The following is a 25,902-nucleotide window of genomic DNA, read 5'->3' on the forward strand; positions in this document are numbered from 1 at the left end:
CGGCAATCGCCGTTTTGGGGAGAGTTTGCATGGGCGTTCTCGATGGGGTGTCGCTGCTGTTGGCGGTGGGGTTGTTCGTTTATCTGCTGGTTGCGCTGTTGCGCGCAGATCGGAACTAGGAGCGGGTATGCACAGTTATGACTATGGGCTGATTCTGGCTTTTTTTGCGCTGGTGTTGCTCCCGGCCCCGTGGCTGGGACGCTTTTATTACAAGGTCATGGAAGGCCAGCGTACCTGGCTTACGCCGGTGTTGGGGCCGGTAGAGAAGGTCTGTTATCGCCTCGCCGGGGTTGAGCCGGGTGTTGAGCAAAGCTGGCAGAAATACACCTTGGCCCTGTTGGCGTTCAACCTCGCAGGCTTTGTGCTGCTGTTCACCATTTTGCTGTTTCAGCAGTATTTGCCGCTCAACCCGCAGCAGTTGCCGGGTCAGGAGTGGACACAGGCATTTAACACCGCGGTGAGTTTTGTCACCAACACCAACTGGCAGAGCTACAGCGGTGAAGCGAGCCTCAGTTATTTCAGCCAGATGGCCGGGCTGACGGTGCAGAACTTCGTCAGCGCCGCCACCGGTTTGGCGGTGTTGGTCGCGTTATGCCGGGGTATCAGTCGTCGCTCGGCGCAGACGCTGGGCAACTTCTGGGTGGACATGACCCGTGCCACGCTCTACGGCCTGTTGCCACTGTGCCTGGTGCTGGCGCTGTTGCTGGTGTGGCAGGGCGTACCGCAAACCCTCGCCCATTATGTGCATGCCGTGACGATGCAGGGCGTGGACCAAGTGATCCCGCTGGGCCCGGCTGCCAGCCAGATTGCGATCAAGCAATTGGGCACCAACGGGGGGGGCTTCTTCGGGGTGAACTCGGCGCATCCGTTCGAGAACCCGACCGCCTGGAGCAACCTGTTTGAAGTGGCGTCGATCATTTTGATCCCGGTGGCGCTGGTGTTTACCTTCGGCCATTACGTCAAGGATCTGCGTCAAAGCCGCGCGATCATCGCCTGCATGCTGGCGTTGTTTTTGATCGGCGGCGGCACTGCGCTGTATGCCGAAAATCAACCCAACCCGGCGCTGAACAGTCCGCTGGTTGAGCGCACTGCGCCGCTGGAAGGCAAAGAAGTGCGTTTTGGCACCACCGCCACGGTGTTGTGGACCGAAACCACCACCGCGGCCTCCAACGGCTCGGTGAATGGCATGCATGACAGCCTCAACCCGCTGAGCGGCATGGTGGCGCTGGTCAACATGATGGTCGGCGAGGTGATCTTTGGCGGGGTGGGTGCAGGCCTCTACGGCATGTTGCTCAACGTGCTGATCGCGGTGTTTCTGGCGGGCCTGATGATTGGCCGCACGCCCGAATACCTGGGCAAAAAGTTGCAGGCCAAAGAGGTGCAATTGCTGGTGGTCACGTTGCTGGTGATGCCAGTGGGTGTGTTGGTGATGGCCGCGATTGCGACCAGTGTGCCAAGTGCGGTGGCGTCGGTGAGCAACCCCGGCCCTCATGGCTTCAGTCAGGTGCTGTACGCCTTCACCTCGGCCAGCGCCAACAACGGCTCAGCCTTCGCCGGGTTGAACGCCAACACACCGTTTTACAACCTGATGCTGGGGTTGGGCATGTTGATTGGGCGCTTCGGTTACATCCTGCCGGTGCTGGCGCTGGCGGGCAGTCTGGCGATGAAAAAAACCGCCCCCGTGGGTCAGGACAGCTTCCCCACGCACGGCCCGCTGTTTGTGGTGTTACTGACCATGACCATTTTGCTGGTGGGCGGCTTGACCTTTTTACCGACGCTGGCCCTGGGCCCTGTCGCTGAACAACTGACACTGGGCTTGTGAGGAAACGATGATGAACCTGCCTGCTCCTGTTAAACAGCTGACGCCAGCGCCTGATACCCAGGCGCCGAAATCACCTAAAACCGCGTTTGCTGACCTGTGGCGCCCTGCGTTACTGCAAGCGTTCGTCAAGCTCGACCCGCGTCAGCTCAAGCGCTCGCCGGTGATGCTGGTGGTCGAACTGACCGCCGTGTTCACCACGATTTTGTGCTTGCTGCCGGACCCGGCCGTACCCACCGGCGTGGCGTTGCAAATCGCCGTGTGGCTGTGGTTCACCGTGTTGTTCGCCAACTTCGCCGAAGCCTTGGCCGAAGGCCGGGGCAAAGCCCGCGCCGACAGTTTGAAGGCGGGCAGTGTGGGCTTGAGTGCGCGCCGTCGCACTGCCAATGGCAGCTATGAAGTGGTGCCCGCCACCCGCTTGCGCAAAGGGGACGTGGTGCGGGTCGAAGCGGGGGAGATGATCCCCGGTGACGGTGAAGTCATCGAAGGCATTGCCGCGGTCAACGAAGCGGCTATCACCGGTGAATCGGCGCCAGTGATTCGTGAATCGGGCGGTGATCGTTCGGCGGTCACGGGTAACACTCGCCTGGTCTCGGACTGGCTGCTGGTACGCATCAGTGCCAACCCCGGCGAGTCGACACTGGACCGCATGATCGCACTGGTGGAGGGCGCCAAGCGCCAGAAAACCCCTAACGAAGTGGCGCTGGATATCTTGCTGATCGGTTTGACCCTGATCTTTCTGATTGTGGTCGTGACCCTGCAGCCCTTTGCCTACTTTGCCGGTGGCAGCCTGCCGCTGGTGTTTCTGGTGGCGCTGCTGGTGACCCTGATCCCGACCACCATTGGTGGCTTGCTTTCGGCCATCGGCATCGCCGGTATGGACCGCCTGGTACGTCTGAACGTGATTGCCAAGTCCGGGCGTGCCGTTGAGGCCGCAGGTGACGTGCATGTGCTGATGCTGGACAAGACCGGCACCATCACCTTCGGCAACCGGCGCTGCACCGCGCTTTACGCCGCCCCCGGCGTGACGGCGATTGAACTGGCGCAGGGCGCACTGCTGGCCTCGCTGGCGGACGACACCGCGGAAGGTAAATCCATCGTCGAGTTTATCCGTGGTCTCCATGCGCTGCCCGAACCCGATGCCCGCGACATTACAGCGGTGCCGTTTACCGCTGAGACACGCTTGTCGGGGGTTGACTGCAACGCTCAGGTGTATCGCAAAGGTGCGGTGGATTCGGTGCTGGCATTTGTCGGCCTCAAGCGCGGCGAAGTGTTGCCCGCCCTGTCGCGGGAAATCGACAAGATCGCCCAGAGCGGCGGCACCCCGTTGCTGGTGTGCGTGCAAGGCAAACTGCTGGGCGCGATTCATCTCAAAGACGTGGTCAAACCCGGCATTCGCGAGCGTTTCGCCGAGCTGCGCAAACTGGGGATTCGCACGGTGATGGTGACCGGCGATAACCCGCTGACGGCCGCAGCGATTGCCGCTGAAGCCGGTGTGGACGACGTGTTGGCCGAAGCCACGCCCGAGAAAAAACTGGCGCGCATTCGTCAGGAGCAAAACGACGGTCGACTGGTGGCCATGTGCGGTGACGGTGCCAACGACGCCCCGGCCCTGGCGCAAGCCGACGTCGGCATGGCGATGAATGACGGCACCCAGGCCGCGCGCGAGGCGGCAAACATGGTCGACCTCGACAGCGATCCGACAAAACTGCTGGACGTGGTGCAGATCGGTAAAGAGTTGTTGGTGACACGGGGCGCGCTGACCACGTTTTCCATCGCCAACGATGTGGCCAAATACTTCGCAATACTGCCCGCGCTCTTTGCCACGATTTACCCGCAGTTGGGCGTACTCAACGTGATGCACCTCAACAGCCCGCAGAGCGCGATTCTGTCGGCGATTGTGTTCAACGCGCTGATCATCGTGGTGCTCATTCCGTTGGCCTTGCGCGGCGTACGGGTGCAGGCGGCCAGTGCAGCGCAATTGCTGCGACGCAACCTGCTGATCTATGGCCTGGGTGGTCTGGTGGTGCCGTTTGTGGGCATCAAACTGATCGACATGCTGCTCACCGCGCTGCATTTGGTTTAACCCGTGGAGGAACGTGTCATGGCTACTCTTTTACGTCCGGCCCTGAGCCTGATGGTGTTGATGATTGCAATTACGGGCGTGATCTACCCACTGACCGTGACCGGGATTGCGCAACTGACCTTTCCCGAGCAGGCCAACGGCAGCCTGGTGCGCGATGCAGAGGGTAACGTTCGCGGTTCCGGGCTGATCGCGCAGGCGTTCACCGGCGACGCATGGTTTCACTCGCGCCCTTCGGCCGGGGCATATGCCACGGTGTCGAGTGCGGCGAGTAACCTGGCACCGAGCAACCCGGCGCTGGCGACGCGGATCAAGGACAGTGCCGCCGAGTTGGCAGTGCCCGAACAAGGCCCGGTGCCATTGGCGATGCTCACCACGTCGGCCAGTGGTTTGGACCCGCACTTGCCACCCGCCGCAATACGCTATCAACTGGCTCGTGTGGCGGCGGCCCGTGGCTTGCCCGTGCAAACGGTGGAGCAACTGTTGCAGGCGCATATCGAGCAGCCGCTGGTAGGGCCGCCAGTGGTCAACGTACTGAACCTGAACCTGGCGCTGGCGCAGCTGAAACACTGAAACACCCAACCCGCAGGCTGCGAGCTTTTAAGATCGAAAGCTCGCAGCCTGCGAGGCTCTTCATTTGAATAGGTATAGACATGACAGATTCCGGTCGCGCCGATGCGTTGTTAGCTGATTTGCCACGAGCGGGACGTGGTCGGCTCAAGGTGTTTTTGGGCGCGGCCCCCGGCGTGGGTAAAACCTACGCCATGCTGCAAGCGGCGCACATGCAACTGCGCCAAGGGGTCAAAGTGCTCGCCGGGGTGGTCGAAACCCACGGCCGCGCCGAAACCCAGGCGCTGCTCAACGGCCTGCCACAACAACCGCTGGTGCGTTCCGAGTACCGTGGCGTGCAGCTCGAAGAGATGGACCTCGATGGTTTGCTGGCGGCCCAACCCTCCTTGGTGCTGGTGGACGAGCTGGCCCACAGCAATGCCCCCGGCAGCCGCCACGCCAAACGCTGGCAAGACGTACAAGAGTTATTGGCCGCCGGGATTGACGTGTACACCACGGTCAACGTCCAGCATCTGGAAAGCCTCAATGATCAGGTGCGCGGTATCACCGGGGTGCAGGTGCGCGAAACCCTGCCCGACTGGATCGTGCAGGAAGCCTACGAACTGTTGCTGATCGACCTGCCGCCCCGCGAACTGCTGGAGCGGCTGCGCGACGGCAAGGTGTACGTGCCCGAGCAAGCGCGCGCGGCCATTGACGCCTTTTTCACCCAGACCAACCTCAACGCCCTGCGCGAACTGGCGATGCAGACCGCGGCGGTGTACGTCGATGATGAGCTGGACAAAGGCTATCGCCAACTGGGCCAGGCTGCCCCGGCCTTGCGTGGGCGTTTGTTGGTGGGCATCGATGGCGATGTGCAGGCCGAACGGTTGGTGCGTCACGCCAGCCGGGTCGCGGAACGCCGTCATCTGCCGTGGAGCCTGGTGCACGTCGACAATGGCAGCGCCCGTGATGAGCAATCGCGCCTGCGTCTGCAAAGTGCGCAGCAGTTGGCCGAGCGTCTGGGCGGAGAAGTGGTGTTATTGCGCGCCGGTGAAGTGGCCAAAACCCTGATCCAGCACGCGGGCGAACGGCGTGCGAGTTTGCTGCTGGTGGGGCAGTCGCGGCCGTCCTGGCGGCGCAAGCTGTTTGGCGGCGGTTTGGCCTCACGCTTGCTGCGCGATGCCCACGGCCTTGAAATCAACGTGCTCGACAACGAGCCAACCCCGGACACCGCCTCCCGACGGCGTACCTACTCATGGGCGTGGTTTGATTATGGGCTGGCGCTGCTGGCCACGGTATTGGCCAGTGCGTTGGCCTGGGGCGTATCCAGCGTATTGGCGTTGCCGAACATCTCGATGGTGTTTTTGGCGGCTGTGCTGCTGGTGGCCGTGCGCAGTAGCCTGGGCCCGGCGCTGGCGTGTGCGGCGCTGTCTTTTCTGGCGTATGACTTCTTGTTTATCCCGCCCAACTTTTCGCTCAGCATCCAGCGCGAAGAGGATGTGCTGACGCTGGTGTTCTTCCTGTTGATGGCGGCCTTGACCGGGAACCTGGCGGCTCGCCAGCGGCGCCAGTTGCAGGCGTTGCGCGAGACGCAACAAGAGACCACAGAGTTGCTCGACCTGTCACGCAAACTGACGGCAGCCACCGACCGCAAGGCGGTGGTTAGCGCCGCGGCCCAGCACTTGAGCGGCTGGCAAGCACTCAACCTGTGCTTGCTCAATCGCGATGGCAATGGCGGCTGGACGGTCGAAACCGGCGGCCCTCTGACCTTTAATGAAGCCGAGCGCGCTGCCGCAGACTGGGCCTGGACCCACGAACAGCCAGCTGGCAACGGCACCGGCACGTTACCGATGGGCCGCTGGTGGTGGTGGCCGTTGACTGTCGATGATGGCCCGCTGGCCTTGTTGGGTGTCAGCCCCAAAGAAGGCCAGACGCTGAGTGGTCAACGTCGGCGTTTGCTGATGGCGCTCAGCCAACCGCTGGCGCAGGCACTGGCACGTGCGCAATTGGCTGAGGATCTGGAGGCGGCGCGTCTGCACGGTGAAACCGAACAGTTGCGCAGTGCGTTGCTGGCGTCGGTGTCCCATGATTTGCGCACGCCGCTGACCACCATGCGCGGCAGCATCGACACCTTGCTGGCGCTGGGCGAAGTAATTGCGCTGGCGGATCGGCGCGAGTTGCTTGAAGGCACCCGCGACGAGGCCGAGCGGCTGGACCGCTACATCCAGAACCTGCTGGACATGACCCGTCTGGGCCACGGTGCCTTGAAGCTGGCCCGCGACTGGGTGTCGCCGGCAGACATCGTTGGCAGTGCTCTGAATCGTCTGCGCGCCGTGCTGGCGCCGTTGCAGGTGCAGGTTGATGTGGCAGCGAACCTGCCGTTGCTGCATATCCACGCCGCATTGATCGAGCAGGCGCTGGTCAATGTGCTGGAAAACGCGGCACGCTTCTCGCCTCCGTACGGGGTGCTGCAATTGGTGGCCGGGGCTGATGAGCGGGAATTGTGGTTTGCGGTAAGCGATCAGGGGCCGGGCATTCCGGAAGAAGACCGGGCGAAAATTTTCGATATGTTTTACACCGCCGCCCGTGGGGATCGGGGCGGGCAGGGCACGGGGCTTGGGCTGGCGATTTGTCAGGGCATGGTGGGCGCCCACGGCGGACGCATCAGCGTGGCTGAGGGTATCGAGGGTCGCGGCACTTGCATCACGTTGCATTTGCCGCTGCCTGAACAGCCGCAGCCAGAACGCGAAGAGGCCCGCGGTGAACACTGATATTCTTCGCCTCTCTTTGCACGGTGATCAACTGCCATGAGCCAGCCCACGACTGTTTTGGTGATCGACGACGAACCGCAGATCCGCAAGTTCTTGCGCATCAGCCTGGTGTCTCAGGGGTATCAGGTGCTGGAAGCAGCCACCGGTGCCGAGGGCTTGAGCCAGGCCGCATTGCACCAGCCAGACCTGCTGGTGCTGGACCTGGGTTTGCCCGACATGGACGGCCAGCAGGTATTGCACGAGGTGCGCGAGTGGTCGGCGGTGCCGGTGTTGGTGCTGTCGGTGCGGGCCAGCGAAGCGCAAAAGGTCGAGGCGCTCGATGGCGGGGCCAATGATTACGTGACCAAGCCCTTCGGGATTCAGGAGTTCCTGGCACGGGTGCGGGCGTTGCTGCGTCAGGCGCCCAGTGGCGAGGTGCAAGAGGCTGGCGTGGTGGTCGGGCCTTTGACGGTAGACCTGGCCTTTCGCCGGGTGTTGCTGGAGGGCGTGGAAGTTGCGCTGACCCGCAAGGAATACGCGGTACTGGCGCAATTGGCGCGCCATCCTGGGCGCGTGATCACCCAACAGCAATTGCTCAAGGACATTTGGGGGCCGACCCACGTCGAAAACAGCCATTACCTGCGCATCGTCGTGGGCCATCTGCGACAAAAGCTGATGGACGATCCGACCTGCCCGCGGTTTATCGTGACCGAAGCCGGCGTGGGTTATCGCCTGCTGGACACTTAGTGTTCCTCGCTTTCGTAACGGTCCAGGGTGTCTCGGGCAATTTCACGGCCCAAAGCGATCAGCTCCGGGGCTTTGTAGAACTCGAAAAAGCGGCACACACGCTTGGGGACGTTTATCAAAATATCGGGCGGGTAACCGGCGATCTTGTACTGCGCCAGCGACGTCTGCATCACCTCGAAACTCTGGTTGATCAAGTCCAACAGTGACGCAGGCCCTACGTTGTCGATGATAAAAGAGCCGGACGCGGACTTGGGCGCACCTTCTTGAGTGGGCGCAGCCGCCGGTTGTTGCGCTCCGGGGCGGGTTGATTCAACCCACGGGTTGGGCGCGCTGTCGGGCAGCGGCTTGAGCATGACCTGCTCCAGCTCCAGCAGGTCACTGGCATGTTTGTTGCGAAACGGCATGTGCGAACCGAGTGAATTCATCAGGGTGTCAAAGCGGCTTTTGAAGGCGGGTGGGCGTTGAATCACCGGCAGTTGGTAGCTGTTTTGGTTGGTTGAGTTCAAGTTGACGGCGATGATCAGGTCGCAATGGCTGGACACCACCGGCACGATGGGCAGCGGGTTGAGCAGGCCGCCGTCGACCAGCATGCGATTGCCCTGCATGACCGGGGTAAACAGGCTCGGGATGGCGGCTGAGGCGCGCATGGCCTGATGCAGACAGCCTTCCTGAAACCAGATTTCTTGCTGGTGCGTCAGGTCGGTGGCCACAGCGGTGTAGGGAATGCGCAAATCTTCGATGTTGATTTCGCCCACGATATTGCGAATTTGCCCGAACACTTTTTCGCCGCGAATGGCACCGAGTCGAAAACTCACGTCTACCAGCCGTAACACATCGAGATAGTCCAGGCTTTGAATCCAGTCGCGGTACAGGTCAAGCTTGCCGGCCGCGTAAATGCCGCCTACCACGGCCCCCATCGAGCACCCGGCAATGCAGGCAATGTCGTAACCACGGCGTTCGAGTTCTTCAATGACGCCAATGTGCGCGTAACCCCTGGCACCGCCAGAGCCGAGCACTAATGCAATGCGTTTTTTCATGACACGATCCTTCGTCAGACAGGCGTTAACAATGCAGTGCCTTTTCCCTAATCAGCAAGCTAGTCTTGCACAGACGCGTTTGCGGACCGGGCACTTTTCCCACGCTTTTGCGTCTCAGCCTCTAATTAACATTAATTGTTTGAGGATATGTGCATGAAAGCCCTTATTTGTGTGCCGTTGATGGCCTTGGTACTCGCCGGTTGTGCCGGTAAAACAGCCTATCGCGACACCTGCGCCACCCAGTTGGACAGCGCCTGGCATGAGCTGGACCTGGCCAAGGCAGAAGGTTTCGCGGGCACCATCAGTTATTCCAAGGCCCTTTCATTGCTGACCGGGGCTAAAACACAACAACAGTTCGAAGCGTTTGAAGGCTGCTCCAAAAAAGCCGAGAAAGCGCGTTTCTATATTCGTGAGTCGCGCGCAGGGCGTTAAGCCTGCGTATGACCGGGAGGGGCAGGATGGCGCAATTGGTAGACCGGATCGTGGCGAATATTGTGCGTCTGCAGGTCAGGTTGTGGGCGTGTCAGGCGCGGTTGCAGGCGCACACCGACCCTGAGGCGCTGCACGACTTGCGCACCACGGTGCGTCGTTTGCGCAGCCTGTTACGGCCCTTGCGCGGTTTGCCGGGCGTGGTGCAGCTGGAGATGGCGGCGTCACAGGTGGGCGCCTTGACCACGCCGTTGCGTGACCTTGAAGTGCTGGCCGCGCATTTGCAGCAACACGGGCATGCCGCCTTGGCAGAAAGCAGGCTGGAGCAGCTGTCGGGCAGTTATGCGGCGGTGGCCGACAGCGCGCAGTTGGCGCAATTGCTGATGATCCTCGATGTGTTTCCGCGTTTTGTACGTGCCGCCGAGCGTGAAGGTTTGCTGCGTGGCTTACGCCAGCGCATCGAGCGTGTACTGGCAAAACAGTGGAAGACCCTTGAAACCGACCTGAATGATCCGGGGCATGACCGTCATCGTGTGCGGTTACTGATCAAGCGGGTGCGTTACGGGGCCGAGGCGTATCCCGAGCTTGAACGTCTACCGGCCCTGGTAGCGGCTCGTCTCAACGCCGCTCAAAAAGCCCTGGGCGATTGGCATGACGCGTGGCAATGGCTGTTGCAGGCCGAACAACAGACCGACTTGCAGCCGTGTGTCGCGCAATGGCGCGAAACACTGGCGCGTGGCGAGAAGCAGGCCGATCGGGCACTGATCAAATTGAGCGCGGCCTGTTTTCGCTCATGATTTGGCCGATATAAGCGCTGTGCAGCGTAAGGCGCGTGGGTAGTATTGGCGCTTATTCATCGGTTTCGAGGTGCTCATGCAGTTTTGTGAATTGGTTGCGGCCGTGCGTAACGACCCGTCTGCGGTGACGATCCCGGCGGATTGGGGTCAGGGACGCGCCACCTTTGGTGGCTTGATGGTGGCCTTGCAGTATGAGGCCATGCGCGCACAGATCAGCCCTGAGCGCGCCTTGCGTTCTTTATCGGTGAGTTTTGTCGGCCCGGCCGAGCCTGATGTGCCGATTAGTTTTGAGGTCCAGGTGCTGCGTGAAGGCAAGGCGGTCAGCCAGGTGCTGGGGCGTGCGCTGCAAAACGGTCAAGTGGTGACGCTGGTTCAGGGCAGCTTCGGCGCGCCGCGTGAGTCCGCGGTCAAGATGCACAGCGTGCCAGCACCCGATATGAAACCGGTCGACCAGTGCCCTCTGCTGCCTTACATCAAAGGTATTACCCCTGAGTTCATGCGCCATCTGGCGATGGGGTGGGCAGTGGGCGCGCTGCCATTTACCGGCAAGGGCGGGCGTGAAATGGGCGGCTGGGTGCGTTTGGCGGGAGAGGTCAAGGATGAACCGCTGACTGAAACCCATTTATTGGCGCTGGTCGATGCCTGGCCGCCGGCATTGCTGGCGCTGCTCGACAAGCCGGCCGCTGGCAGCACGTTGACCTGGACCGTCGAGTTTGTGCAGCCCTTGGCGCAGCTCAGCACCCTTGAATGGTGCAAGTACCTGGCGGTGATCGAGCATGCGCAAGACGGTTATGGTCATGTGGCGGCTAACCTGTGGTCGCCCGCAGGCGAGTTAATTGCGATCAGCCGCCAAACAGTTGCGGTGTTTGGTTAATCAAAACGCTTGGCTATGTGGCTCGTTTTGAACCTTGTGCCCTTGATGCTGCAAGCTCATTGCTGCAAACAGGGTGACCAGGGCAATCACGGCGCTTGAAGCGTTGCCACTGAAAATGCCAGAAGCCAGCAGCAAGAAAGCCACCACCATCAAGGCGACGGCGATCAGATCAATTGCCTGGCGGGACGCGCCCTGACGGCTCTGTGGGTTCGAGCGCCATTGCCAGGCTGGCAGGTTGGGATGACGTTTGCCCATGAGTGCACTCCTTTGTTCAGTTCAGAGGTTCAGCGTGTGCTGAACCGGATGAACAAAGGATAGGCCGGGGCCACCGACGAGACGAATCAAGAATGGCTATTGGCCTTATAGCTTCAACTGGCCAATGGCCCTGTTCAATTCACCGGCCAGGGTCGCCAGTTGATTGCTGGTGGTGGCCGAGTCGACGGTTTGTTGCACGGTGTTTTCGGTCACGTCGCGAATACTGACCACCGCGCGGTTCATTTCTTCAGCCACCTGGCTTTGTTGTTCGGCGGCGACCGCGATCTGCGTGTTGCTCTCGCGCATCTGCGCCACGGCACTGGTGATTTCTGCCAGGGCTGCGCCGGCCTCTTGGGCTTGCTGCACGCAATCGTCAGCTTTGAACGAGCTTTCCTGCATGAAGTCCACGGCGTCGCGGGTGCCCGCTTGCAAGGCCGAGACCATGGTGGTGATTTCGTCGGTCGAGCTTTGCACGCGCTTGGCGAGGTTGCGCACCTCATCAGCCACCACCGCAAAGCCGCGTCCCATCTCGCCTGCGCGGGCCGCTTCAATGGCGGCGTTCAAGGCCAGCAGGTTGGTTTGCTCGGCAATGCTGTGAATCACGCTGACCACGCCGTTGATTTTTTGACTGTCTTGAGCCAGTTGCTGAATCATTTCGGCGGTTTGCTGCACGCCGTTGGACAGGCTGGCGATGGAGTCCTGCACTCGAATGACCACTTGTTGCCCGCTGCCTGCGAGGATGTCGGCGGTTTGTGACAGGTCGCGGGTGGCGCCTGCATGCTGGGCAATGTGATAGACCGTGGCGGTCATTTCGTTGATGGCTGTGGCGGCCTGGTCGGTCTCACTTTGCTGGCCGAGCATGCCGTGGCGCACCTCGTCCATGCTGCTGGCCAGCCGCGCGGCGCCTTCATCCAATTGCGCGGCAGTGGCGGCGACGGTCTGCACGATACGTTGATAACCGGCCTGCATGGCGTTGAACGCGCCTGCCATTTGCCCGACTTCATCGGTGCAGGCCAACGGCACACGAGCCGACAGGTCGCCGGTTTTTTCAACGTGCAGCATTACGTCTTTTAATTTGTTGAGTTGACTGAGCAAAAACTGAATCAGCACTTGGGAGGCGCACAGCATGGCCAGCATCAGAACAAACACTGCCACGGCGTAGTTGGCCAGGCGTTCCACAAACACTTGTGCCAGGCTCGGCGCCCAAGCGAGCACGGCCACGCGCTGGCCATCGGCGCGGGTGACGACATCGGCGCCCAGCAGCGGGTCTTGGCCGAAGAACGGCATGTGATTGATCGATACCCAGCCGGTGGCTTCACTCAGCTGCGGCAGGGGTTGCTCGTTGAGGGCGGGGACGTGGCTGGCGGTGACCGGCAACAAAAAATCCGCCTGTGGCAGGGGTTGCCCCACCGGCCAGGCAGCGAGAAGCTGCGCCTGGGCGCGGGCGTTGGCCTGCGCGGCGTCGCTACGCGATTGCTGTTCGAGTTGCACGGCGTAGAGCACCAGCAACAGTGTGGTGACAAAGGCCACTGCGTTGACGGCCCAGAATTTGTATTTGAGCGAGATGTTGCTAAGCCAGGCACCCATGGAAGGTCTTCTCTGATTTGGCGGAAACAATATTGGCAAGGTGCCATCATTGTGCCGTCAGTCGATGACGTTCGTGTTGATATGGGTCAAGGGCGTGGGATGGGCTTGCCTTGTGTAACCGCGGGTGCAGCCTGCGCCAGCGGTTACCAGACACGGTTAAATCGGTGTAGGCAAACCAAAAAACGCACGGGCGCAAGCCGTGCTGTGTTCGGCCAGTTCGGCTTCACTTTCAGCGCGATGCAACGCCACTTCACGCAGCACCTCAGGCAAATAAGCGGGCTCGTTGCGGCCATTTTTGGGTTTTGGGCGCAAGGTGCGCGGGAGCAGATACGGCGCATCGCTTTCGAGCATCAGGCGACCCCGCGGGATATCGCGTACCAAGGGGTGTAAATGCGTGCCACGGCGCTCGTCACAAATCCAGCCGGTCATGCCGATGTGTAAATCGAGATCGAGGTAGCTGAACAGCGCGCGCTTCTCACCGGTGAAGCAATGCACGACAGCGGCGGGCAGGCGGTCTCGATAGTCGCGCAGTATTTCCAGCAAACGCTGATTGGCGTCGCGCTCATGTAAAAACACCGGCAGTTGCAAGTCCACGGCCAGCGCCAGATGTTCTTCCAGGACCTTTTCTTGTTGTGCGCGGGGTGAGAAGTCGCGGTTGAAGTCCAGCCCGCATTCGCCGACGGCGCGCACTCGCGGCTCTTTGAGCAATGCGTTTAAACGCGCGGCGCTGTCGGCGTTCCAGTCGCTGGCTGAATGCGGGTGAATGCCCGCCGTACAGAACAGCCGCTGAGCGCTTTCATCCAGTTCGTGGCACAACTGAAGTGCCTGTTCACTGCCCTCGACGCTGGTGCCGGTGAGCACTAATTGGCTCACGCCAGCTGCGTAGGCACGGTCCAGCACCGCCTGGTGTTTACCGTCAAAGCTTGGGTTGGTCAGGTTGACGCCGATATCGATGAGTTGCATGGTGCTACCTCAGGCCACAGGCCGCGAAGCATATCAGAGCTGTAGATTTAATAAGAAAAACCAAGAACTACAGACAGTTATGGTTGTCTTTGAATGCCGCAATTGTGCAATGCCCGGTCTTTGAACGGTGGCATTCGCGCATTTGCACACAACTGGCAGCGCTGCAAAAGCCTCATAAAGGCGACCGGTTGTCGGGTAACCCGACAGGCTGGCGGGCTGTATTGTTTGCGGAGAACGGATGACGAGAGCGACGCTATTGATTGCGCTGTGGCTGATGCTGTTGCCTTTTACGGCCACGGCACGTTTGGCAGGCCCGCTACAAGCCGGGCAGCCAAGTCAGGTGCGCGATTTGGCGCAAATTCGCAGCAGTCAGGTGCTGCGGGTGCTGGTCAATCAAAGTCGCAACAGTTCGGGGCAAGTGCAGGGCGAGTCGGTTGGTGTTGAATATCACCGGCTGCGGGCTTTTGAGCGCTACCTCAACGGGCATGCCCGCGACGGTCAGGAAATCACCCTTAAAATCATTCCCAAGGCCAAAGATCAATTGCTTGGCGCATTGTTGCGCGGGGAAGGCGATTTGATGGCGCCCGGCGAACTGCTGGACGTCAAGCCAACGCACGCAGTCACCCCCAGTGATCCGATTATCGAACGCGTGCCGCTGATGCTGGTCGGGGTCAAGGGCGAACGCCGTTATACGCGTCTGGAGCAGTTGTCGGGTCGCACGGTCGCGCTCACGACGGGCAGCGCGGCAGGGGAGGCGCTGAACGTGATCAATCAAAAGCTGGCGCTGCGCAAATTGCCGCCAGTGAACATCGAATGGGTTGACCCCACGTTGGCCGTGGAAGATGTGCTGGAGATGGTGCAGGCGGGTATTTATCACCTCACCTTGGTCGAGCAACCGATTGCCGAGCGCTGGGCGAAATTGATGCCCAAGTTGCGTTTTGATCGCAAGGTACTGGTGAGCGAGCCGGGTGCTATGCGCTGGTATGTGCGGCGTGATGCGTCAATGTTACGCGCCAGTGTTGATCGTTTTTTGACCACTTACACCGTCCCAGCAGATCAAAACGTGGCGTTTGAGCGGGTCTATCGGCGCTTGTATCGCGTGCACTATCCCCTCGCGCGCGCTGATCGGCAGAAGCTTGAAAAGCTGCGCCCGGTGTTGCAAAAACATGCGCAGCAACAGGGGATGGACTGGTTGAACCTTGCCGCCCTGGCCTTCAAGGAGTCCACGCTCAATCCCAATGCCAAAGGGTCGGGAGGCGCGACCGGGCTACTGCAAATCACGCCTTCGGCCGCACAGCGGGTGGGCGTCAATAACATTCAAAATGTTGAGGGCAATGTGCAGGCCGGGGCCAAGTACCTGGCAATGATCCGGCGCAAATTCTTTGCCAGCCCGCGATTGAACGAGCGTGAACGCATGGCGTTTGTGCTGGCGGCCTACAACATGGGGCCGGAGCGGGTGCAGGCCATGCGCGCAGAAGCCAGGCGCCGGGGGCTGAACCCCAATCAGTGGTTCTTTCAGGTCGAACGCATTGCCATGGAGCAGGTGGGAATGGGAGCGGTCAGCTATGTTAATAGTGTGAACAAATACTATTTAGCTTTTGACCGGGAGCGCGACTCGCTGGAGCCAGCTCAAGCCAAGCTGGCCTCTCGCAAATAATCGAATAAGTTGATTCTTATGTCGCGTTTATTCGGCTTTTTATATGATAAAAACCGATTAGTATGGCGTTCATTCCCAGCCTGATTAACGAAAGGACTGCACCATGAGCAAATTGACCCAATCTGTTTTAGGGACTCACGCGGGTTACGGCCTGACAGTGTTACGCATTTTTGTCGGCATCATCTTTGCGGCCCACGGCTCACAAAAACTCTTTGGCTGGTTCGGCGGCGGAGGGCTGGCGGGTACGGCGCAATGGATGGAAAGCATAGGCCTGGCGCCGGGTACGTTGATGGCACTGCTCTCGGGCGGCACTGAATTCTTTGGTGGTCTGGCGCTGATCATTGGTTTGCTGGCGCGCCCCGCTGCGTTGGGTTTGTCGTTCACGTTACTGGTTGCGATCTTCACGGTGCATATCAGCCATGGTCTGTTTATGGCCAATAACGGTTATGAATTTGCTCTGGCATTGCTGGGTGGCACCCTTGCGGTGTTGATTGAAGGCGCGGGCAAGGCCTCGCTCGACGGTGCGATTGCCCGCCGATAATGCGCAACAACCCTCAACATTGTGGGTGAGGCATTCGACGGGGCACCTCAGGTAAAGACTGCAACGGTCGGGTTTACCAGCGCTGCGCACTCGATCGCAGCCTCGTACCTCGTCAGCGACTACAAATGATGGACACACCATCCGTAGGCTCTGACGAGTAATGCGAGGCTGTGCAGCCGTCGCAAACCATTCAATTGAGTACGACCTGCGCACTCGATCGTACCTCGTCTGCTCAAAGCTCCCAGGGACTGTGGCAGGCATCAATCGGTGTCCACATTGATATTGCGCAAATACTTGGATACGTGATTCTTGACAGCTGCAAGCCGGTTTATCTAGGATGTTTTCTTGCGCCGATTTAAACAGCTACTTGCGGGGCGCCAGGTGTTCGTCAGACCACCTAAGAGGCTTGAAGCAGGCCTCGAAATACCGCTAAAGCGCTGGTTCGGTGTTGCCTCTCACCTGCCACGCAGAATCCTGAGGCGGAGAACCGATAGATGAGTCAGCCACGTCCCTTTGTACGTCTTGCGCCGATCACGGCGAATCAAACCTTTCGCAATCCAAAAATCCTTCTGGGCGGCAAGCATCAGCCAACGCTGTTGCGTTATCTGGACGGCTGGCCGCGTCGCAAGGGCCGGGCTTCTGCGTTTTTGATCCAGTTTGTCGAAGCGGGTGACACCCTCGCGCGGTTTGCCAACGACAGCTTTGATCTGGCGGTGATCCAGTCTCCCGGCGCTTTTCAGGCCGAAACGGTGATTCGCCATCTCGTACGCGTATCGCGTCAGGGATTGATTACCTTGCGCTGAAGCGCTTACGGGTAGTCAATCGCTACGATGTACACCCACTGTTCGCCGGTAGGCGTCTGGACTTGCACCTCGGCGTCCAGCGCCTTGCCAATCAGTGCGCGGGCCAGAGGTGAGTCGATGCTGATCAGACCTTGTTTGAGGTCCAGCTCATCAGGGCCAACGATGCGGTAACGCGCTTGCTTGCCTTCTTCATCCTCAATCGTTACCCAAGCCCCGAAATAGACCTTGTTGGGGTCGCTGGGTTTTTCGCTGACCACCTTGAGGCTTTCAAGGCGCTTGGTCAGGAATCGCACGCGGCTGTCTATTTCACGCAGCATTTTTTTGCCGTAAGTGTATTCGGCGTTTTCGGAGCGATCACCTTGAGCCGCCGCTTCGCTGACGGACTGTGTCACTTGCGGCCTGCGCACATGCCACAACTCGTGAAGTTCAGCACGCATCCGCGCTTCACCTTGCGGTGTGATCAGCGCGGTGCCAGCAGGGCGAGGAGGGCGATAGCGGCTCATGGGCAATCCATTGGCAGAGAAGGGTGCGAGTCTATCAGCCCTCGCGCAGCACTGTCAGTGGGCTGGTATTGAGCGCCCTTCGGGTGCCGAAAACACCTGCAGCGCCCACCATCAGTGCGCCCACCACGGGCAGCAGCAATAGCCACGGGTGGGGGTGCCACGGCAGGTCGAAGGCAAACCGGTACAGCACCAGGCTGACCAATTCGGTGCCCAAGGCTGCGAGCAGGCCACTGGTGGCGCCGAGCAAGCCGAATTCGATGCGCCGTGCCTTGATCAGCAAGGCGCGTTCGGCACCCAGTGCGCGCAGCAGGGCACCCTGGCGAATACGCTCGTCGAGGGTGGACTGCAAGCCGGAAAACAACACCGCCATGCCTGCCGCCAGTACAAACAGCAGCACGTACTCGACGGCGATGGTCACTTGCGCAAGGATGCTGCGCAGTTGGGCCAACAAGGCTTCGATTGGCAAGATGGTGACCGCCGGGAAGCTGCGCGACAGTTCGATGATCTCCTTGTCGTGCCCCGGTGCCAGGTAAAAGCTGGTGAGGTAGGTGGCAGGCAAATCTTGCAGGGTGCCGGGTTGGAAGATCATGAAGAAGTTGGGCTGGAAGTTGTCCCAGTTGATGCTGCGCAGGCTGGTGACGGTTGCCTCACGGTTGACCCCGGCGACGCTGAAGGTCAGGTGATCGCCCAGTTTCAGCTTCAGGCTTTCGGCCACTTTGGCTTCGACCGACACACCGGGGATGCCGTCGCCGGGCTGTTGAACCCACCAAGTACCTGCGGTCAGTTCATTGCCCGCGGGCAGGTCGGCGGCCCAGGTCAGGCTCAGGTCGCGCTGGATGGCTTTGTCACCGCTGGAGTCTTTGCTGACCAGACCTTGCACGGCTTCACCGTTGATGCTGATCAAGCGCCCCGGAACCACCGGGTAGAGCGGCGCGGCTGTGGCTTGCAGGTCCATCAACCGGGCGCCGAAGGTGTCTTTGTCGGCGGGCAGGATGTTCAGCGCAAAATAGTTGGGTGCGTCTTTGGGGAGCTGGTTTTGCCAGGTGTCGAGCAACTCTCCGCGCAACAGTGCAATCAAGGCCATTGATAACAGGATCAAGCCAAAGGCCAGGGCCTGACCGGCCGCCGCCAGTGGGTGACGCAGCAACTGACCCAGACCCAGCCGCCACGCCAGTGACGCCCCGGCCAGCAGGCGACGCAGGCTTTGCAGGCCCAGCAACAGCAGCCCGCCCAACACCAACGCCGCCAACACGCCGCCGCCGAGCAAGGCGAAGGTCAATACCAGGTCCAGGCTCATGCGCCACATGATCAGCCCGAGTGCGAGCAATGCTGCGCCGTAGACACTCCAGGTGCTGGCGGGAATCGGCAGCATGTCGCGACGCAATACACGCAGCGGCGGCACGCGCCCCAGCGCAGCCAGCGGCGGCAAAGCAAACCCGGCAAGCGCCACCAAGCCGGTGCCCATGCCGGCGATGGCGGGCATCAAACCGCCCGGCGGTACGTCCGAGGGCAGCAAATTGTGTAGCAAGGCAAACAGGCCCAGTTGCGCGAACCAGCCGAGCAGGGCGCCTGCCAGGCTGGCCAGTAGCCCGAGCACAGTCAGTTGCAGGGCAAACAGCCACAAGGTTTCGCGGCGCGACAAGCCCAGGCAGCGCAGCAGTGCGCTGGCATCAAAACGGCGATTGGCGAAGCGGGTGGCCGACAGTGCAACGGCGACACCTGCCAACAACACGGCAACCAGACTGGCCATGTTCAGATAGCGCTCGGCCTTGCCCAGCGCGCCACCTATTTGCGGGTTACCGTCACGGGCGTCCAGCAGGCGCTGATTCGCCTCAAGGCCGGGCTCGATCACTTGGCGGTAGGATTGCAGCGCAGGCCCTTCGCCGCTCCACAGTTCGCGGAAATTGACCCGGCTGCCGGGTTGAATAATGCCGGTGGCCGCCAGATCGTTCAGGTTGATCAATACGCGGGGTGTGAGGCTGTAAAGGTTGCCAGCCCGGTCGGGTTCGTAGGTCAACACGCGGGTGATGCGTACGGTTTTGGAACCCACGTCGATGGTGTCGCCGACGTGCAAGTCCAGCGCGGTGAGCAATCGCGATTCTGCCCACGCTTCGCCGGGCAGGGGGCCGCCGCCTGCTTGTTCATCGGCATAGGGTTGGGCCGCACTTTTCAGTTCGCCCCGCAAAGGGTAGGCGTCATCTGCCGCTTTGATGCTGGACAACTGAATGCCGTTGTCCGTGGCGATCACGCTGGAAAACTCCACCACGCGTGCATGTTTAAGCCCCAGCTCTCTGCCCAGGCGCACTTGCTCGTCACGGGCAGGCGAGGTGCCATCCAGCACCAGGTCGGCCCCCAGAAACTCGGTGGCACGCAGTAACATGGCGCCATTGAGGCGCGCCCCGAAGTAACCAATCGCGGTACTCGCCGCGACGGCCACCAACAGGGCAAAGAACAACACGCGCAACTCGCCTGCGCGTGCATCACGCAGGAGTTGGCGCAGGGCAAGGCTGAACAGGCGCAACAGCGGCAGGCGTGCCATCAAGGCTCCAGAGGGCCGACCATGCGGCCAGCTTCAAGGCGGATCAGACGTCGGCAACGATGTGCCAGGCGTTCGTCATGGGTCACCAGTACCAGCGTGGTGCCGCGCTCTTTGTTTAATTCAAAGAGCAGGTCGGTGATGCGCTCCCCCGTGTGGCTGTCGAGGTTGCCCGTTGGCTCATCGGCAAACAGCACATCCGGGTTGGCGGCGAAGGCGCGAGCGATGGCGACGCGTTGCTGCTCACCGCCGGACAGTTGGCGCGGGGAGTGGCTCAAGCGTTGTCCCAAGCCGACACGCTCCAGCAGATGGCGGGCCTGCTCGCGGGCGTCTTTGCGGCCCTCAAGCTCCATCGGCAACATGACGTTTTCCAGCGCGTTGAGGCTGTCGAGCAGCTGAAAGGACTGAAACACAAAGCCGACATGTTCGGCGCGCACCCTGGCGCGCTGGTCTTCGTCCAGCGTACTCAAGGCACGCCCGGCGAGGGTGACTTCGCCGCTGCTGGGCAAGTCCAGTCCCGCCAGCAGGCCCAGCAAGGTTGACTTGCCAGAGCCGGAAGCCCCGACAATGGCCAGGCTGTCGCCTTTGTTCAATTCAAGGTTCAGCGGGTGAAGGATGATTAACTCGCCTTCCGCGCTGGGAACCACTTTGCTAAGGTTCTGCGCGGTGAGAATACTTTCGCCCATGGAGAATCCAATGCGTGTGTGGTTTTTAAGTGCTGCTCTGGCCCTGATGTGTATGGCGCAGAACGCAGCGGCGGGAACAATCTTGATCGTTGGCGATAGTATCAGCGCGGGTTTCGGCCTGGATACCCGTCTGGGCTGGGTCTCTTTGCTTGAGCAGCGACTGAGCAAGGAAGGTCATGACGATAAAGTGATCAATGCCTCCATCAGTGGCGATACCAGTGCCGGCGGGCTGGCGCGTTTACCGGCGCTGCTTGCAGAGCATAAACCGGATGTGGTGATTGTCGAACTGGGTGGCAATGACGGGTTGCGCGGGCAACTGCCTGCTCAATTGAAACAGAATCTTGCAAGCATGATCGAAGCCTCGCAACAGGCGGGGGCCAAAGTGTTGCTGTTAGGTATGCAGTTACCGCCCAATTATGGTGCGCGTTATACCCAGGCATTTGCGGCGGTTTATGGTGAGTTGGCCAACGAGAAAAAGGTCGCGCTGGTGCCGTTTTTCCTGGAGGGCGTGGGGGGTAAACCCGAGCTGATGCAGGCTGATCGCATTCACCCGGCGGCCGGGGCGCAGGGGCTTTTGCTGGATAATGTGTGGCCAGTGCTAAAACCGCTGCTTTGATGCTTTTCTAGTGGCAGCGTTTCGGCTAAGGTGGCGCCCCCCCGATTTGGAGCCCCTGATGTCGCGTCCTGCCTGGTCTTTATATGCCTATCAACTGATCGAGCCCGATGAACAGCTCGATTTGTTCGCCTGCCAGGAGGTACGGGTGCATTTGGTGACGCGTCAATTGGAGCTGGGAGGCACGATTGACCGCACATTATGTGGCTCGTTACTGCCTGCGCAGCCTCGTTGGTCCGATGTCACGCGCAAGGTTTTTCAAGACCAGCGGCTGTGCCCGCTGTGCCGCGCAATCATTGAATCGCAACGCCGTGGCACCGAGCCGATCTGGCCTGAGTTGCGCTTTGAACTATGATCTACCTCGTCTGAGTGTTTCGGCGTGGTACGCCGCCTCCTGATCCCGGCAGGCTGCGTGTACACTCCCATTTTTGTCCCCCGTTGATTATGCGAAGGATGTTCCGGATGTTGTCGCGCCTACCTGCCGTCACCCGCTATCTGTCAGTTGCCGCCCTCTGTGTTGCGGGCCCTGTGAGTGCACTCGAATTCCCGCTGCCACCGCCTGGCGACGATGTGGTGGGTGAGGTGCAGATCATCCAAGGCAGGTATGAAGACTCCTTTGCAGACCTGGGCAATGAGTACGAACTGGGCTATTCGGAAATGATTGCAGCCAACCCTGGCGTGGATGCCTGGTTGCCGGTCAAAAAGAACCTCGATGGGACAATTGTCGACACCAATATCGTGTTGCCAACGCAGTTCATTCTGCCGCCAGGCAAGCGTGAGGGGATCGTGATCAACCTGGCCGAGTACCGGTTGTACTACTTCCCCAAAGACCAAAACAAGGTCTATACCTTTCCGCTGGGCATTGGCCGTGAAGGCTGGGGATCGCCTTTGGGGCAGACCAAAATCACCGCCAAGACGCCTAATCCGACGTGGACACCGCCGGCCTCGATCAAGGCTGAGCATGCCAAAAATGGCGATCCGCTGCCCAATGTCGTGCCTGCTGGCCCGGACAATCCCCTGGGGCCCTTCAAGTTCACCCTCGGCATGCCCGGTTATTTGATTCATGGCTCCAATGCCAAGTTTGGTATTGGCACGGGCACCAGTCATGGCTGCTTTCGCATGTTGAATAAAAACGTGCTTGAAATGTCGCAGATGGTGCCGGTCGGCACACCGGTGCGCATCATTAACGAGCCTTACAAAATCGGTTTCAACAACGGCAGGGTTTACCTGGAAGTGCATGAACCGCTGAATGTCAAAGATGGCTCTCTCGTCGCCAAGAGCGACAAGTCTCATCTGACACCAGAAGATTTGCAGAACAAATACGCAGGCTTTATCAATTTCCTGCTCAAGCACAAAGAACTGGAAAACAGCATTCAAATCGACAAAGACAAAGCGTTCGCGGTGGTGGGTGCTGAAACCGGAATACCGCAAGAAATTGGCGTTACTACGACCGTTATGCCTTCGGCCGATGAAGGACAGTCGCTCGACTACGTGCAGTAAGCGTTCAACTAATAGCCGCCGCAGTTAACACTTCGGCGGCTTTTTAGTGCCTGTTGATAAAGCATCAGGCAAAAAAAAGCCGACCCATAAAATGGATCGGCTTGGTAACAGCCCCGAAGGACTATTACTTGCGGCTTGCTTTTTCAAGCATGCGCAGAGCACGTTCGTTTGCTTCATCAGCAGTCTGTTGTGCTTTTTGAGCAGCAGCCAGTGCTTCGTCAGCTTTACGGTAGGCTTCGTCAGCACGAGCCTGGGAACGTGCTGCTGCATCTTCAGTTGCAGTCAGACGGGCTTCAGTTTCTTTAGATACGCTGCTGCAACCGGTAGCCAGAACTGCGGCCAATGCCAGAGCAGAGAATTTCAGAACGTTGTTCATCGTGTTCCCCTTCAAGGACTTTCTAATTGAAGCTGCTCCTTCAACATGAGGAAACAGCCGGCGTACATACTACCCATTACTTGTAGTAAGTAAACTGACCTAGCGCAAGAACCAAAAAAAATAATTGGTAATGGCTGGCCATGGGCTAGCTTTAACAGATTGTGCTTGAAAAACAGTCAGTTTGACGCACTAAGCACAGCGCCCTATATGAGGTGGAACCCTAAGGTTTCAAGTGACTTTAGTCCAGGGTTCACGTCATAGCCTCAACGTTCCGTAAAAAGGTTCAGTTGTGCTGCGCCTTAACGAGCGATTCAAGCGTGCGTTTGGTCGTAGCGCATGAGCATTTATTTCGAGGTTGGCTACTCTTTATGCAGGCTTGGCACCTTGGTTTTTGCAGGCGCTATCAGGCTGGGTGCCGGGTGGTTCCCTCGACGGAAAAACATCAGTAAGGTAGGGGTCACGGTTCAAGACCCGCGAGGAATAATGATGAGCGAGGCGCTGTCTATCCACCATGACCAGGCAGGTCACCAGTTTGAGACCACTGTCGACGGTCATCGTGCCTACCTGACCTACATGGATCTGGGTAAGCAGACGCTGGATATCTACCGCACATTTGTACCCAATGCCTTGCGTGGACGCGGGATTGCGGCTGCTTTGACCGAGCAGGCCCTTGAGTATGCAGAACGCATGGGTTACGAAGTCATTCCTTCCTGCTCATATGTTGAGCGCTACATGGAACGCCATAAGCGCGCTCAAGCCAAAACCTGATGTCGCCTGAGCCGTGCCCTCCCATGGCGGTGTTGACCTGTATCAAAGCTGTGTCCTGACCCCTCGCTTAGGCTGTTAGCAAGCGGGGGAGGTTGTCGACAGGCCACTGAACTCGGGTTAATCACTGTAAGGAGAGGCATCGCATATGATCCGTGAAGTCGAAGGTGACATTTTACTGAGTGACGCGAAGGTGATTGCTCACGGTATTGCGCCTCAGGACCCGTTCGATACCGGTTTGGCCCTGGCCTTGCGTGAGCGCTGGCCGTCTTTGGTTGCCGATTATCGACACGCCGCTCATAGCAAAGCACCGCAACCGGGTGAAATCTGGTGCTGGTCCGGTGTAGACGAACAGGGTTCGGTGCGCAGCATTGTTAACCTGATCACCCAGGATTCCCTGCACGCAGGCCATGCGGCCAAACCGGGCAAGGCGACCTTGAAGAACGTGGGTCACGCGTTGCGCGAGCTGGCTAAATACATCACCAGTGAAAACATCCCCAGCGTAGCGCTGCCGCGCTTGGCCACGGGTGTCGGTGGCCTTGAGTGGAGTGATGTCAAACCGTTGGTAGAGAAGTACCTCGGTGAACTCGACAGTCAGGTGCTCGTGTACGAGGTTTTTCGCAAGGGCCTCAAAGCCGATGAGCGCTTGGGCTAGCCCCTTTTTTGATTGGATAAGTGGCTGCATTACCCCCGCGAGAGCCTCTCTCTCGCGGGGTTTTTGTGTGCGCAAAGGTTTGATCAGCCATTTTTTGATCTGTGTCTAAGGTGTGCCTGAGGTGATGCTGTATTTATTTGAACCATCCGCAGTTCATTTAAGGAAATCTCATGACCGATAGGGTCACGCGCACTGACACGGTAAAACCCGCTGCAAAAACTGCCAGACGTACACCGCGCACGCGCCGCGTTACAGCAGGGGATGTTGCTCCCACGCAAAAAGCCGCTCAACTTGAGCGCTATGTCGTTGATGACAGAGTCCAGTCGCGTCAGGCGGCCACCAGCGCTGCGGTAAAGGACATCTTGCAGCAGATCCCTCAAGGCGATACTCAAGCACTGATCAAGACCTTGGGCACGTTGATGACGGGGCTGTCCCCCGACGATGCGGTTGTGCTGCGCAATGCGTTACTCAGCCAGGAAAGCGAATCGGTGTTTCATCAGCGCCCCCTGCACCCTGACGATCAATTGGCGCCGGATTGGCGCAAAGGTAATTACCCGTACAAAAATCTGATGTCGCGCCGCAACTACGAGCGCGAAAAATACCGCCTGCAAGTGGAGTTGCTTAAGTTACAGGCGTGGGTGAAAGAGACAGGCCAGAAGGTGGTCATTCTGTTTGAGGGTCGCGACGCGGCAGGCAAGGGCGGCTCGATCAAGCGTTTCATGGAACACCTCAACCCACGGGGCGCACGGATTGTGGCCCTGGAGAAACCCAGCGAAGTCGAACGCGGACAATGGTATTTCCAGCGTTATGTGCAGCACCTGCCCACGGCCGGTGAAATCGTCATGTTTGACCGCAGTTGGTACAACCGTGCCGGGGTCGAGCGGGTGATGGGGTTTTGCACGGATGATGAATACCTGGAGTTCATGCGTCAGGCGCCTGACTTCGAACGCATGTTGGCGCGTAGCAACGTTCATCTGATCAAGTTCTGGTTCTCGGTCAGCCGTGAAGAGCAACGCCGACGCTTTAAAGAGCGCGAGAAGCACCCGCTCAAACACTGGAAACTCAGCCCGATCGATCTGGCGTCACTGGACAAGTGGGACGATTACACCAAGGCCAAAGAGGGGATGTTCTCGTACACCGACACTGCCGATGCGCCGTGGACGGTGATCAAGTCCAACTGCAAGAAACGCGCGCGCCTGAGCGCCATGCGCTATGTGCTGCACAAGTTGCCGTATGCCGACAAGGATTTAAAAGGCATTGGCGCGCTTGATCCGTTGATCGTTGGCCGCGCTAACGTGGTGTATGAGCGGGGCGAGCGCAGGGCAACCATCCCGTTGTAGGCGCGAGCGTGCTCGCGTCTACAACGGCCCGGAGGAG

General features: G+C 59.7%; 26 protein-coding genes. 18 read left to right on the top strand and 8 right to left on the bottom strand.

Going from position 1 to position 25,902, the window contains the following annotated elements:
* Window positions 1-29: 29 nt before the first annotated feature.
* The 6 genes from kdpF (at window position 30) to TU86_RS15495 (ending at window position 7,948) form a co-directional block, all read left to right on the top strand.
* Window positions 30-119 (top strand): K(+)-transporting ATPase subunit F, encoded by a 90-nt coding sequence (kdpF, locus tag TU86_RS15470; protein WP_003446770.1) that lies wholly within the window; start codon window positions 30-32, stop codon window positions 117-119.
* 8 nt (window positions 120-127) lie between these two features.
* Entirely contained in the window at window positions 128-1,822 is a 1,695-nt protein-coding gene (gene kdpA, locus TU86_RS15475) for a potassium-transporting ATPase subunit KdpA (protein WP_048365206.1), read from the top strand.
* Window positions 1,823-1,832: 10 nt separating this feature from the next.
* On the top strand, window positions 1,833-3,905 hold the full coding sequence (gene kdpB / locus TU86_RS15480) for a potassium-transporting ATPase subunit KdpB (RefSeq protein WP_048365207.1): 2,073 nt from the start codon (window positions 1,833-1,835) through the stop codon (window positions 3,903-3,905).
* An 18-nt stretch (window positions 3,906-3,923) separates the two neighbouring features.
* Entirely contained in the window at window positions 3,924-4,475 is a 552-nt protein-coding gene (gene kdpC, locus TU86_RS15485; protein WP_048365208.1) for a potassium-transporting ATPase subunit KdpC, read from the top strand.
* Between the two features lie 80 nt (window positions 4,476-4,555).
* The gene (locus TU86_RS15490; protein WP_048365209.1) at window positions 4,556-7,222 is read left to right on the top strand and encodes a sensor histidine kinase; all 2,667 of its coding nucleotides are present in this window, start codon (window positions 4,556-4,558) and stop codon (window positions 7,220-7,222) included.
* Window positions 7,223-7,258: 36 nt separating this feature from the next.
* Window positions 7,259-7,948, top strand: coding sequence for a response regulator (locus tag TU86_RS15495; RefSeq protein ID WP_048365210.1), 690 nt, complete (start codon window positions 7,259-7,261; stop codon window positions 7,946-7,948).
* Here the strand turns inward: TU86_RS15495 and TU86_RS15500 are convergent.
* Window positions 7,945-8,985: a patatin-like phospholipase family protein gene (locus TU86_RS15500; RefSeq protein WP_048365211.1), complete on the bottom strand. Its 1,041-nt coding sequence runs from the start codon at window positions 8,983-8,985 to the stop codon at window positions 7,945-7,947. The genes TU86_RS15495 and TU86_RS15500 overlap by 4 nt on opposite strands.
* Before the next feature lie 153 nt (window positions 8,986-9,138).
* Here TU86_RS15500 and TU86_RS15505 point away from each other — a divergent pair, with 153 nt between their 5' ends.
* The 3 genes from TU86_RS15505 to TU86_RS15515 all read left to right on the top strand — a co-directional run bounded on the left by TU86_RS15505 (window position 9,139) and on the right by TU86_RS15515 (window position 11,085).
* Window positions 9,139-9,417: a hypothetical protein gene (locus TU86_RS15505; protein WP_048365212.1), complete on the top strand. Its 279-nt coding sequence runs from the start codon at window positions 9,139-9,141 to the stop codon at window positions 9,415-9,417.
* A 26-nt stretch (window positions 9,418-9,443) separates the two neighbouring features.
* Window positions 9,444-10,211, top strand: coding sequence for a CHAD domain-containing protein (locus TU86_RS15510; protein WP_048365213.1), 768 nt, complete (start codon window positions 9,444-9,446; stop codon window positions 10,209-10,211).
* 76 nt (window positions 10,212-10,287) lie between these two features.
* Window positions 10,288-11,085: an acyl-CoA thioesterase gene (locus TU86_RS15515; RefSeq protein WP_048365214.1), complete on the top strand. Its 798-nt coding sequence runs from the start codon at window positions 10,288-10,290 to the stop codon at window positions 11,083-11,085.
* On the opposite strand, the gene TU86_RS15520 is transcribed toward TU86_RS15515, so the two are convergent.
* The 3 genes from TU86_RS15520 to TU86_RS15530 form a co-directional block, all read right to left on the bottom strand.
* On the bottom strand, window positions 11,086-11,340 hold the full coding sequence (locus TU86_RS15520) for a hypothetical protein (RefSeq protein WP_048365341.1): 255 nt from the start codon (window positions 11,338-11,340) through the stop codon (window positions 11,086-11,088).
* 105 nt (window positions 11,341-11,445) lie between these two features.
* Window positions 11,446-12,927 (bottom strand): methyl-accepting chemotaxis protein, encoded by a 1,482-nt coding sequence (locus tag TU86_RS15525; RefSeq protein ID WP_048365215.1) that lies wholly within the window; start codon window positions 12,925-12,927, stop codon window positions 11,446-11,448.
* Window positions 12,928-13,083: 156 nt separating this feature from the next.
* Window positions 13,084-13,890 (bottom strand): TatD family hydrolase, encoded by an 807-nt coding sequence (locus tag TU86_RS15530; RefSeq protein WP_048365216.1) that lies wholly within the window; start codon window positions 13,888-13,890, stop codon window positions 13,084-13,086.
* Between the two features lie 238 nt (window positions 13,891-14,128).
* On the opposite strand from TU86_RS15530, the gene TU86_RS15535 reads away from it, so the two are divergent.
* The 3 genes from TU86_RS15535 to TU86_RS15545 all read left to right on the top strand — a co-directional run bounded on the left by TU86_RS15535 (window position 14,129) and on the right by TU86_RS15545 (window position 16,891).
* Complete coding sequence (locus TU86_RS15535) at window positions 14,129-15,547, top strand: MltF family protein (protein WP_048365217.1); 1,419 nt, start codon at window positions 14,129-14,131, stop codon at window positions 15,545-15,547.
* 103 nt (window positions 15,548-15,650) lie between these two features.
* Complete coding sequence (locus TU86_RS15540; protein ID WP_048365218.1) at window positions 15,651-16,088, top strand: DoxX family protein; 438 nt, start codon at window positions 15,651-15,653, stop codon at window positions 16,086-16,088.
* Between the two features lie 494 nt (window positions 16,089-16,582).
* Entirely contained in the window at window positions 16,583-16,891 is a 309-nt protein-coding gene (locus tag TU86_RS15545; protein ID WP_048365219.1) for a hypothetical protein, read from the top strand.
* 5 nt (window positions 16,892-16,896) lie between these two features.
* Here the strand turns inward: TU86_RS15545 and greB are convergent, their stop codons facing one another.
* The 3 genes from greB to TU86_RS15560 are packed head-to-tail and all read right to left on the bottom strand — an operon-like array spanning window position 16,897 to window position 20,616.
* Window positions 16,897-17,394, bottom strand: coding sequence for a transcription elongation factor GreB (gene greB / locus TU86_RS15550; protein ID WP_048365220.1), 498 nt, complete (start codon window positions 17,392-17,394; stop codon window positions 16,897-16,899).
* A 34-nt stretch (window positions 17,395-17,428) separates the two neighbouring features.
* A complete protein-coding gene (locus TU86_RS15555; protein WP_048365221.1) occupies window positions 17,429-19,933 on the bottom strand; it encodes an ABC transporter permease in 2,505 nt (834 codons plus the stop codon).
* Entirely contained in the window at window positions 19,933-20,616 is a 684-nt protein-coding gene (locus TU86_RS15560; protein WP_048365222.1) for an ABC transporter ATP-binding protein, read from the bottom strand. The genes TU86_RS15555 and TU86_RS15560 overlap by 1 nt, the downstream gene beginning before the upstream one ends.
* A gap of 10 nt (window positions 20,617-20,626) precedes the next feature.
* On the opposite strand from TU86_RS15560, the gene TU86_RS15565 reads away from it, so the two are divergent.
* From TU86_RS15565 to TU86_RS15575, 3 genes are all read left to right on the top strand, one after another.
* Complete coding sequence (locus tag TU86_RS15565; RefSeq protein ID WP_048365223.1) at window positions 20,627-21,232, top strand: arylesterase; 606 nt, start codon at window positions 20,627-20,629, stop codon at window positions 21,230-21,232.
* A 58-nt stretch (window positions 21,233-21,290) separates the two neighbouring features.
* Window positions 21,291-21,584, top strand: coding sequence for a hypothetical protein (locus tag TU86_RS15570; RefSeq protein ID WP_048365224.1), 294 nt, complete (start codon window positions 21,291-21,293; stop codon window positions 21,582-21,584).
* 107 nt (window positions 21,585-21,691) lie between these two features.
* Window positions 21,692-22,729, top strand: a complete 1,038-nt coding sequence (locus tag TU86_RS15575) for a L,D-transpeptidase family protein (RefSeq protein ID WP_048365225.1) — start codon at window positions 21,692-21,694, stop codon at window positions 22,727-22,729.
* 124 nt (window positions 22,730-22,853) lie between these two features.
* On the opposite strand, the gene oprI is transcribed toward TU86_RS15575, so the two are convergent.
* Window positions 22,854-23,105: an outer membrane lipoprotei OprI gene (oprI, locus tag TU86_RS15580; protein WP_003172710.1), complete on the bottom strand. Its 252-nt coding sequence runs from the start codon at window positions 23,103-23,105 to the stop codon at window positions 22,854-22,856.
* Between the two features lie 486 nt (window positions 23,106-23,591).
* Between oprI and TU86_RS15585 the strand changes: the two genes are divergently transcribed.
* The 3 genes from TU86_RS15585 (at window position 23,592) to ppk2 (ending at window position 25,865) form a co-directional block, all read left to right on the top strand.
* Window positions 23,592-23,873 (top strand): GNAT family N-acetyltransferase, encoded by a 282-nt coding sequence (locus TU86_RS15585; RefSeq protein ID WP_048365226.1) that lies wholly within the window; start codon window positions 23,592-23,594, stop codon window positions 23,871-23,873.
* 145 nt (window positions 23,874-24,018) lie between these two features.
* Complete coding sequence (locus TU86_RS15590; RefSeq protein ID WP_048365227.1) at window positions 24,019-24,525, top strand: macro domain-containing protein; 507 nt, start codon at window positions 24,019-24,021, stop codon at window positions 24,523-24,525.
* A gap of 170 nt (window positions 24,526-24,695) precedes the next feature.
* Window positions 24,696-25,865, top strand: coding sequence for a polyphosphate kinase 2 (gene ppk2 / locus TU86_RS15595; protein WP_048365228.1), 1,170 nt, complete (start codon window positions 24,696-24,698; stop codon window positions 25,863-25,865).
* Window positions 25,866-25,902: the final 37 nt, after the last annotated feature.

Source organism: Pseudomonas weihenstephanensis (assembly GCF_001043055.1).
GTDB lineage: Bacteria > Pseudomonadota > Gammaproteobacteria > Pseudomonadales > Pseudomonadaceae > Aquipseudomonas > Aquipseudomonas weihenstephanensis.

Coding starts and splice junctions, on each gene's coding strand:
- kdpF (WP_003446770.1), top strand. CDS start 30: ATGGGCGTTCTCGATGGGGTGTCGCTGCTGTTGGCGGTGGGGTTGTTC.
- kdpA (WP_048365206.1), top strand. CDS start 128: ATGCACAGTTATGACTATGGGCTGATTCTGGCTTTTTTTGCGCTGGTG.
- kdpB (WP_048365207.1), top strand. CDS start 1,833: ATGAACCTGCCTGCTCCTGTTAAACAGCTGACGCCAGCGCCTGATACC.
- kdpC (WP_048365208.1), top strand. CDS start 3,924: ATGGCTACTCTTTTACGTCCGGCCCTGAGCCTGATGGTGTTGATGATT.
- TU86_RS15490 (WP_048365209.1), top strand. CDS start 4,556: ATGACAGATTCCGGTCGCGCCGATGCGTTGTTAGCTGATTTGCCACGA.
- TU86_RS15495 (WP_048365210.1), top strand. CDS start 7,259: ATGAGCCAGCCCACGACTGTTTTGGTGATCGACGACGAACCGCAGATC.
- TU86_RS15500 (WP_048365211.1), bottom strand. CDS start 8,985: ATGAAAAAACGCATTGCATTAGTGCTCGGCTCTGGCGGTGCCAGGGGT.
- TU86_RS15505 (WP_048365212.1), top strand. CDS start 9,139: ATGAAAGCCCTTATTTGTGTGCCGTTGATGGCCTTGGTACTCGCCGGT.
- TU86_RS15510 (WP_048365213.1), top strand. CDS start 9,444: ATGGCGCAATTGGTAGACCGGATCGTGGCGAATATTGTGCGTCTGCAG.
- TU86_RS15515 (WP_048365214.1), top strand. CDS start 10,288: ATGCAGTTTTGTGAATTGGTTGCGGCCGTGCGTAACGACCCGTCTGCG.
- TU86_RS15520 (WP_048365341.1), bottom strand. CDS start 11,340: ATGGGCAAACGTCATCCCAACCTGCCAGCCTGGCAATGGCGCTCGAAC.
- TU86_RS15525 (WP_048365215.1), bottom strand. CDS start 12,927: ATGGGTGCCTGGCTTAGCAACATCTCGCTCAAATACAAATTCTGGGCC.
- TU86_RS15530 (WP_048365216.1), bottom strand. CDS start 13,890: ATGCAACTCATCGATATCGGCGTCAACCTGACCAACCCAAGCTTTGAC.
- TU86_RS15535 (WP_048365217.1), top strand. CDS start 14,129: ATGACGAGAGCGACGCTATTGATTGCGCTGTGGCTGATGCTGTTGCCT.
- TU86_RS15540 (WP_048365218.1), top strand. CDS start 15,651: ATGAGCAAATTGACCCAATCTGTTTTAGGGACTCACGCGGGTTACGGC.
- TU86_RS15545 (WP_048365219.1), top strand. CDS start 16,583: ATGAGTCAGCCACGTCCCTTTGTACGTCTTGCGCCGATCACGGCGAAT.
- greB (WP_048365220.1), bottom strand. CDS start 17,394: ATGAGCCGCTATCGCCCTCCTCGCCCTGCTGGCACCGCGCTGATCACA.
- TU86_RS15555 (WP_048365221.1), bottom strand. CDS start 19,933: ATGGCACGCCTGCCGCTGTTGCGCCTGTTCAGCCTTGCCCTGCGCCAA.
- TU86_RS15560 (WP_048365222.1), bottom strand. CDS start 20,616: ATGGGCGAAAGTATTCTCACCGCGCAGAACCTTAGCAAAGTGGTTCCC.
- TU86_RS15565 (WP_048365223.1), top strand. CDS start 20,627: ATGCGTGTGTGGTTTTTAAGTGCTGCTCTGGCCCTGATGTGTATGGCG.
- TU86_RS15570 (WP_048365224.1), top strand. CDS start 21,291: ATGTCGCGTCCTGCCTGGTCTTTATATGCCTATCAACTGATCGAGCCC.
- TU86_RS15575 (WP_048365225.1), top strand. CDS start 21,692: ATGTTGTCGCGCCTACCTGCCGTCACCCGCTATCTGTCAGTTGCCGCC.
- oprI (WP_003172710.1), bottom strand. CDS start 23,105: ATGAACAACGTTCTGAAATTCTCTGCTCTGGCATTGGCCGCAGTTCTG.
- TU86_RS15585 (WP_048365226.1), top strand. CDS start 23,592: ATGAGCGAGGCGCTGTCTATCCACCATGACCAGGCAGGTCACCAGTTT.
- TU86_RS15590 (WP_048365227.1), top strand. CDS start 24,019: ATGATCCGTGAAGTCGAAGGTGACATTTTACTGAGTGACGCGAAGGTG.
- ppk2 (WP_048365228.1), top strand. CDS start 24,696: ATGACCGATAGGGTCACGCGCACTGACACGGTAAAACCCGCTGCAAAA.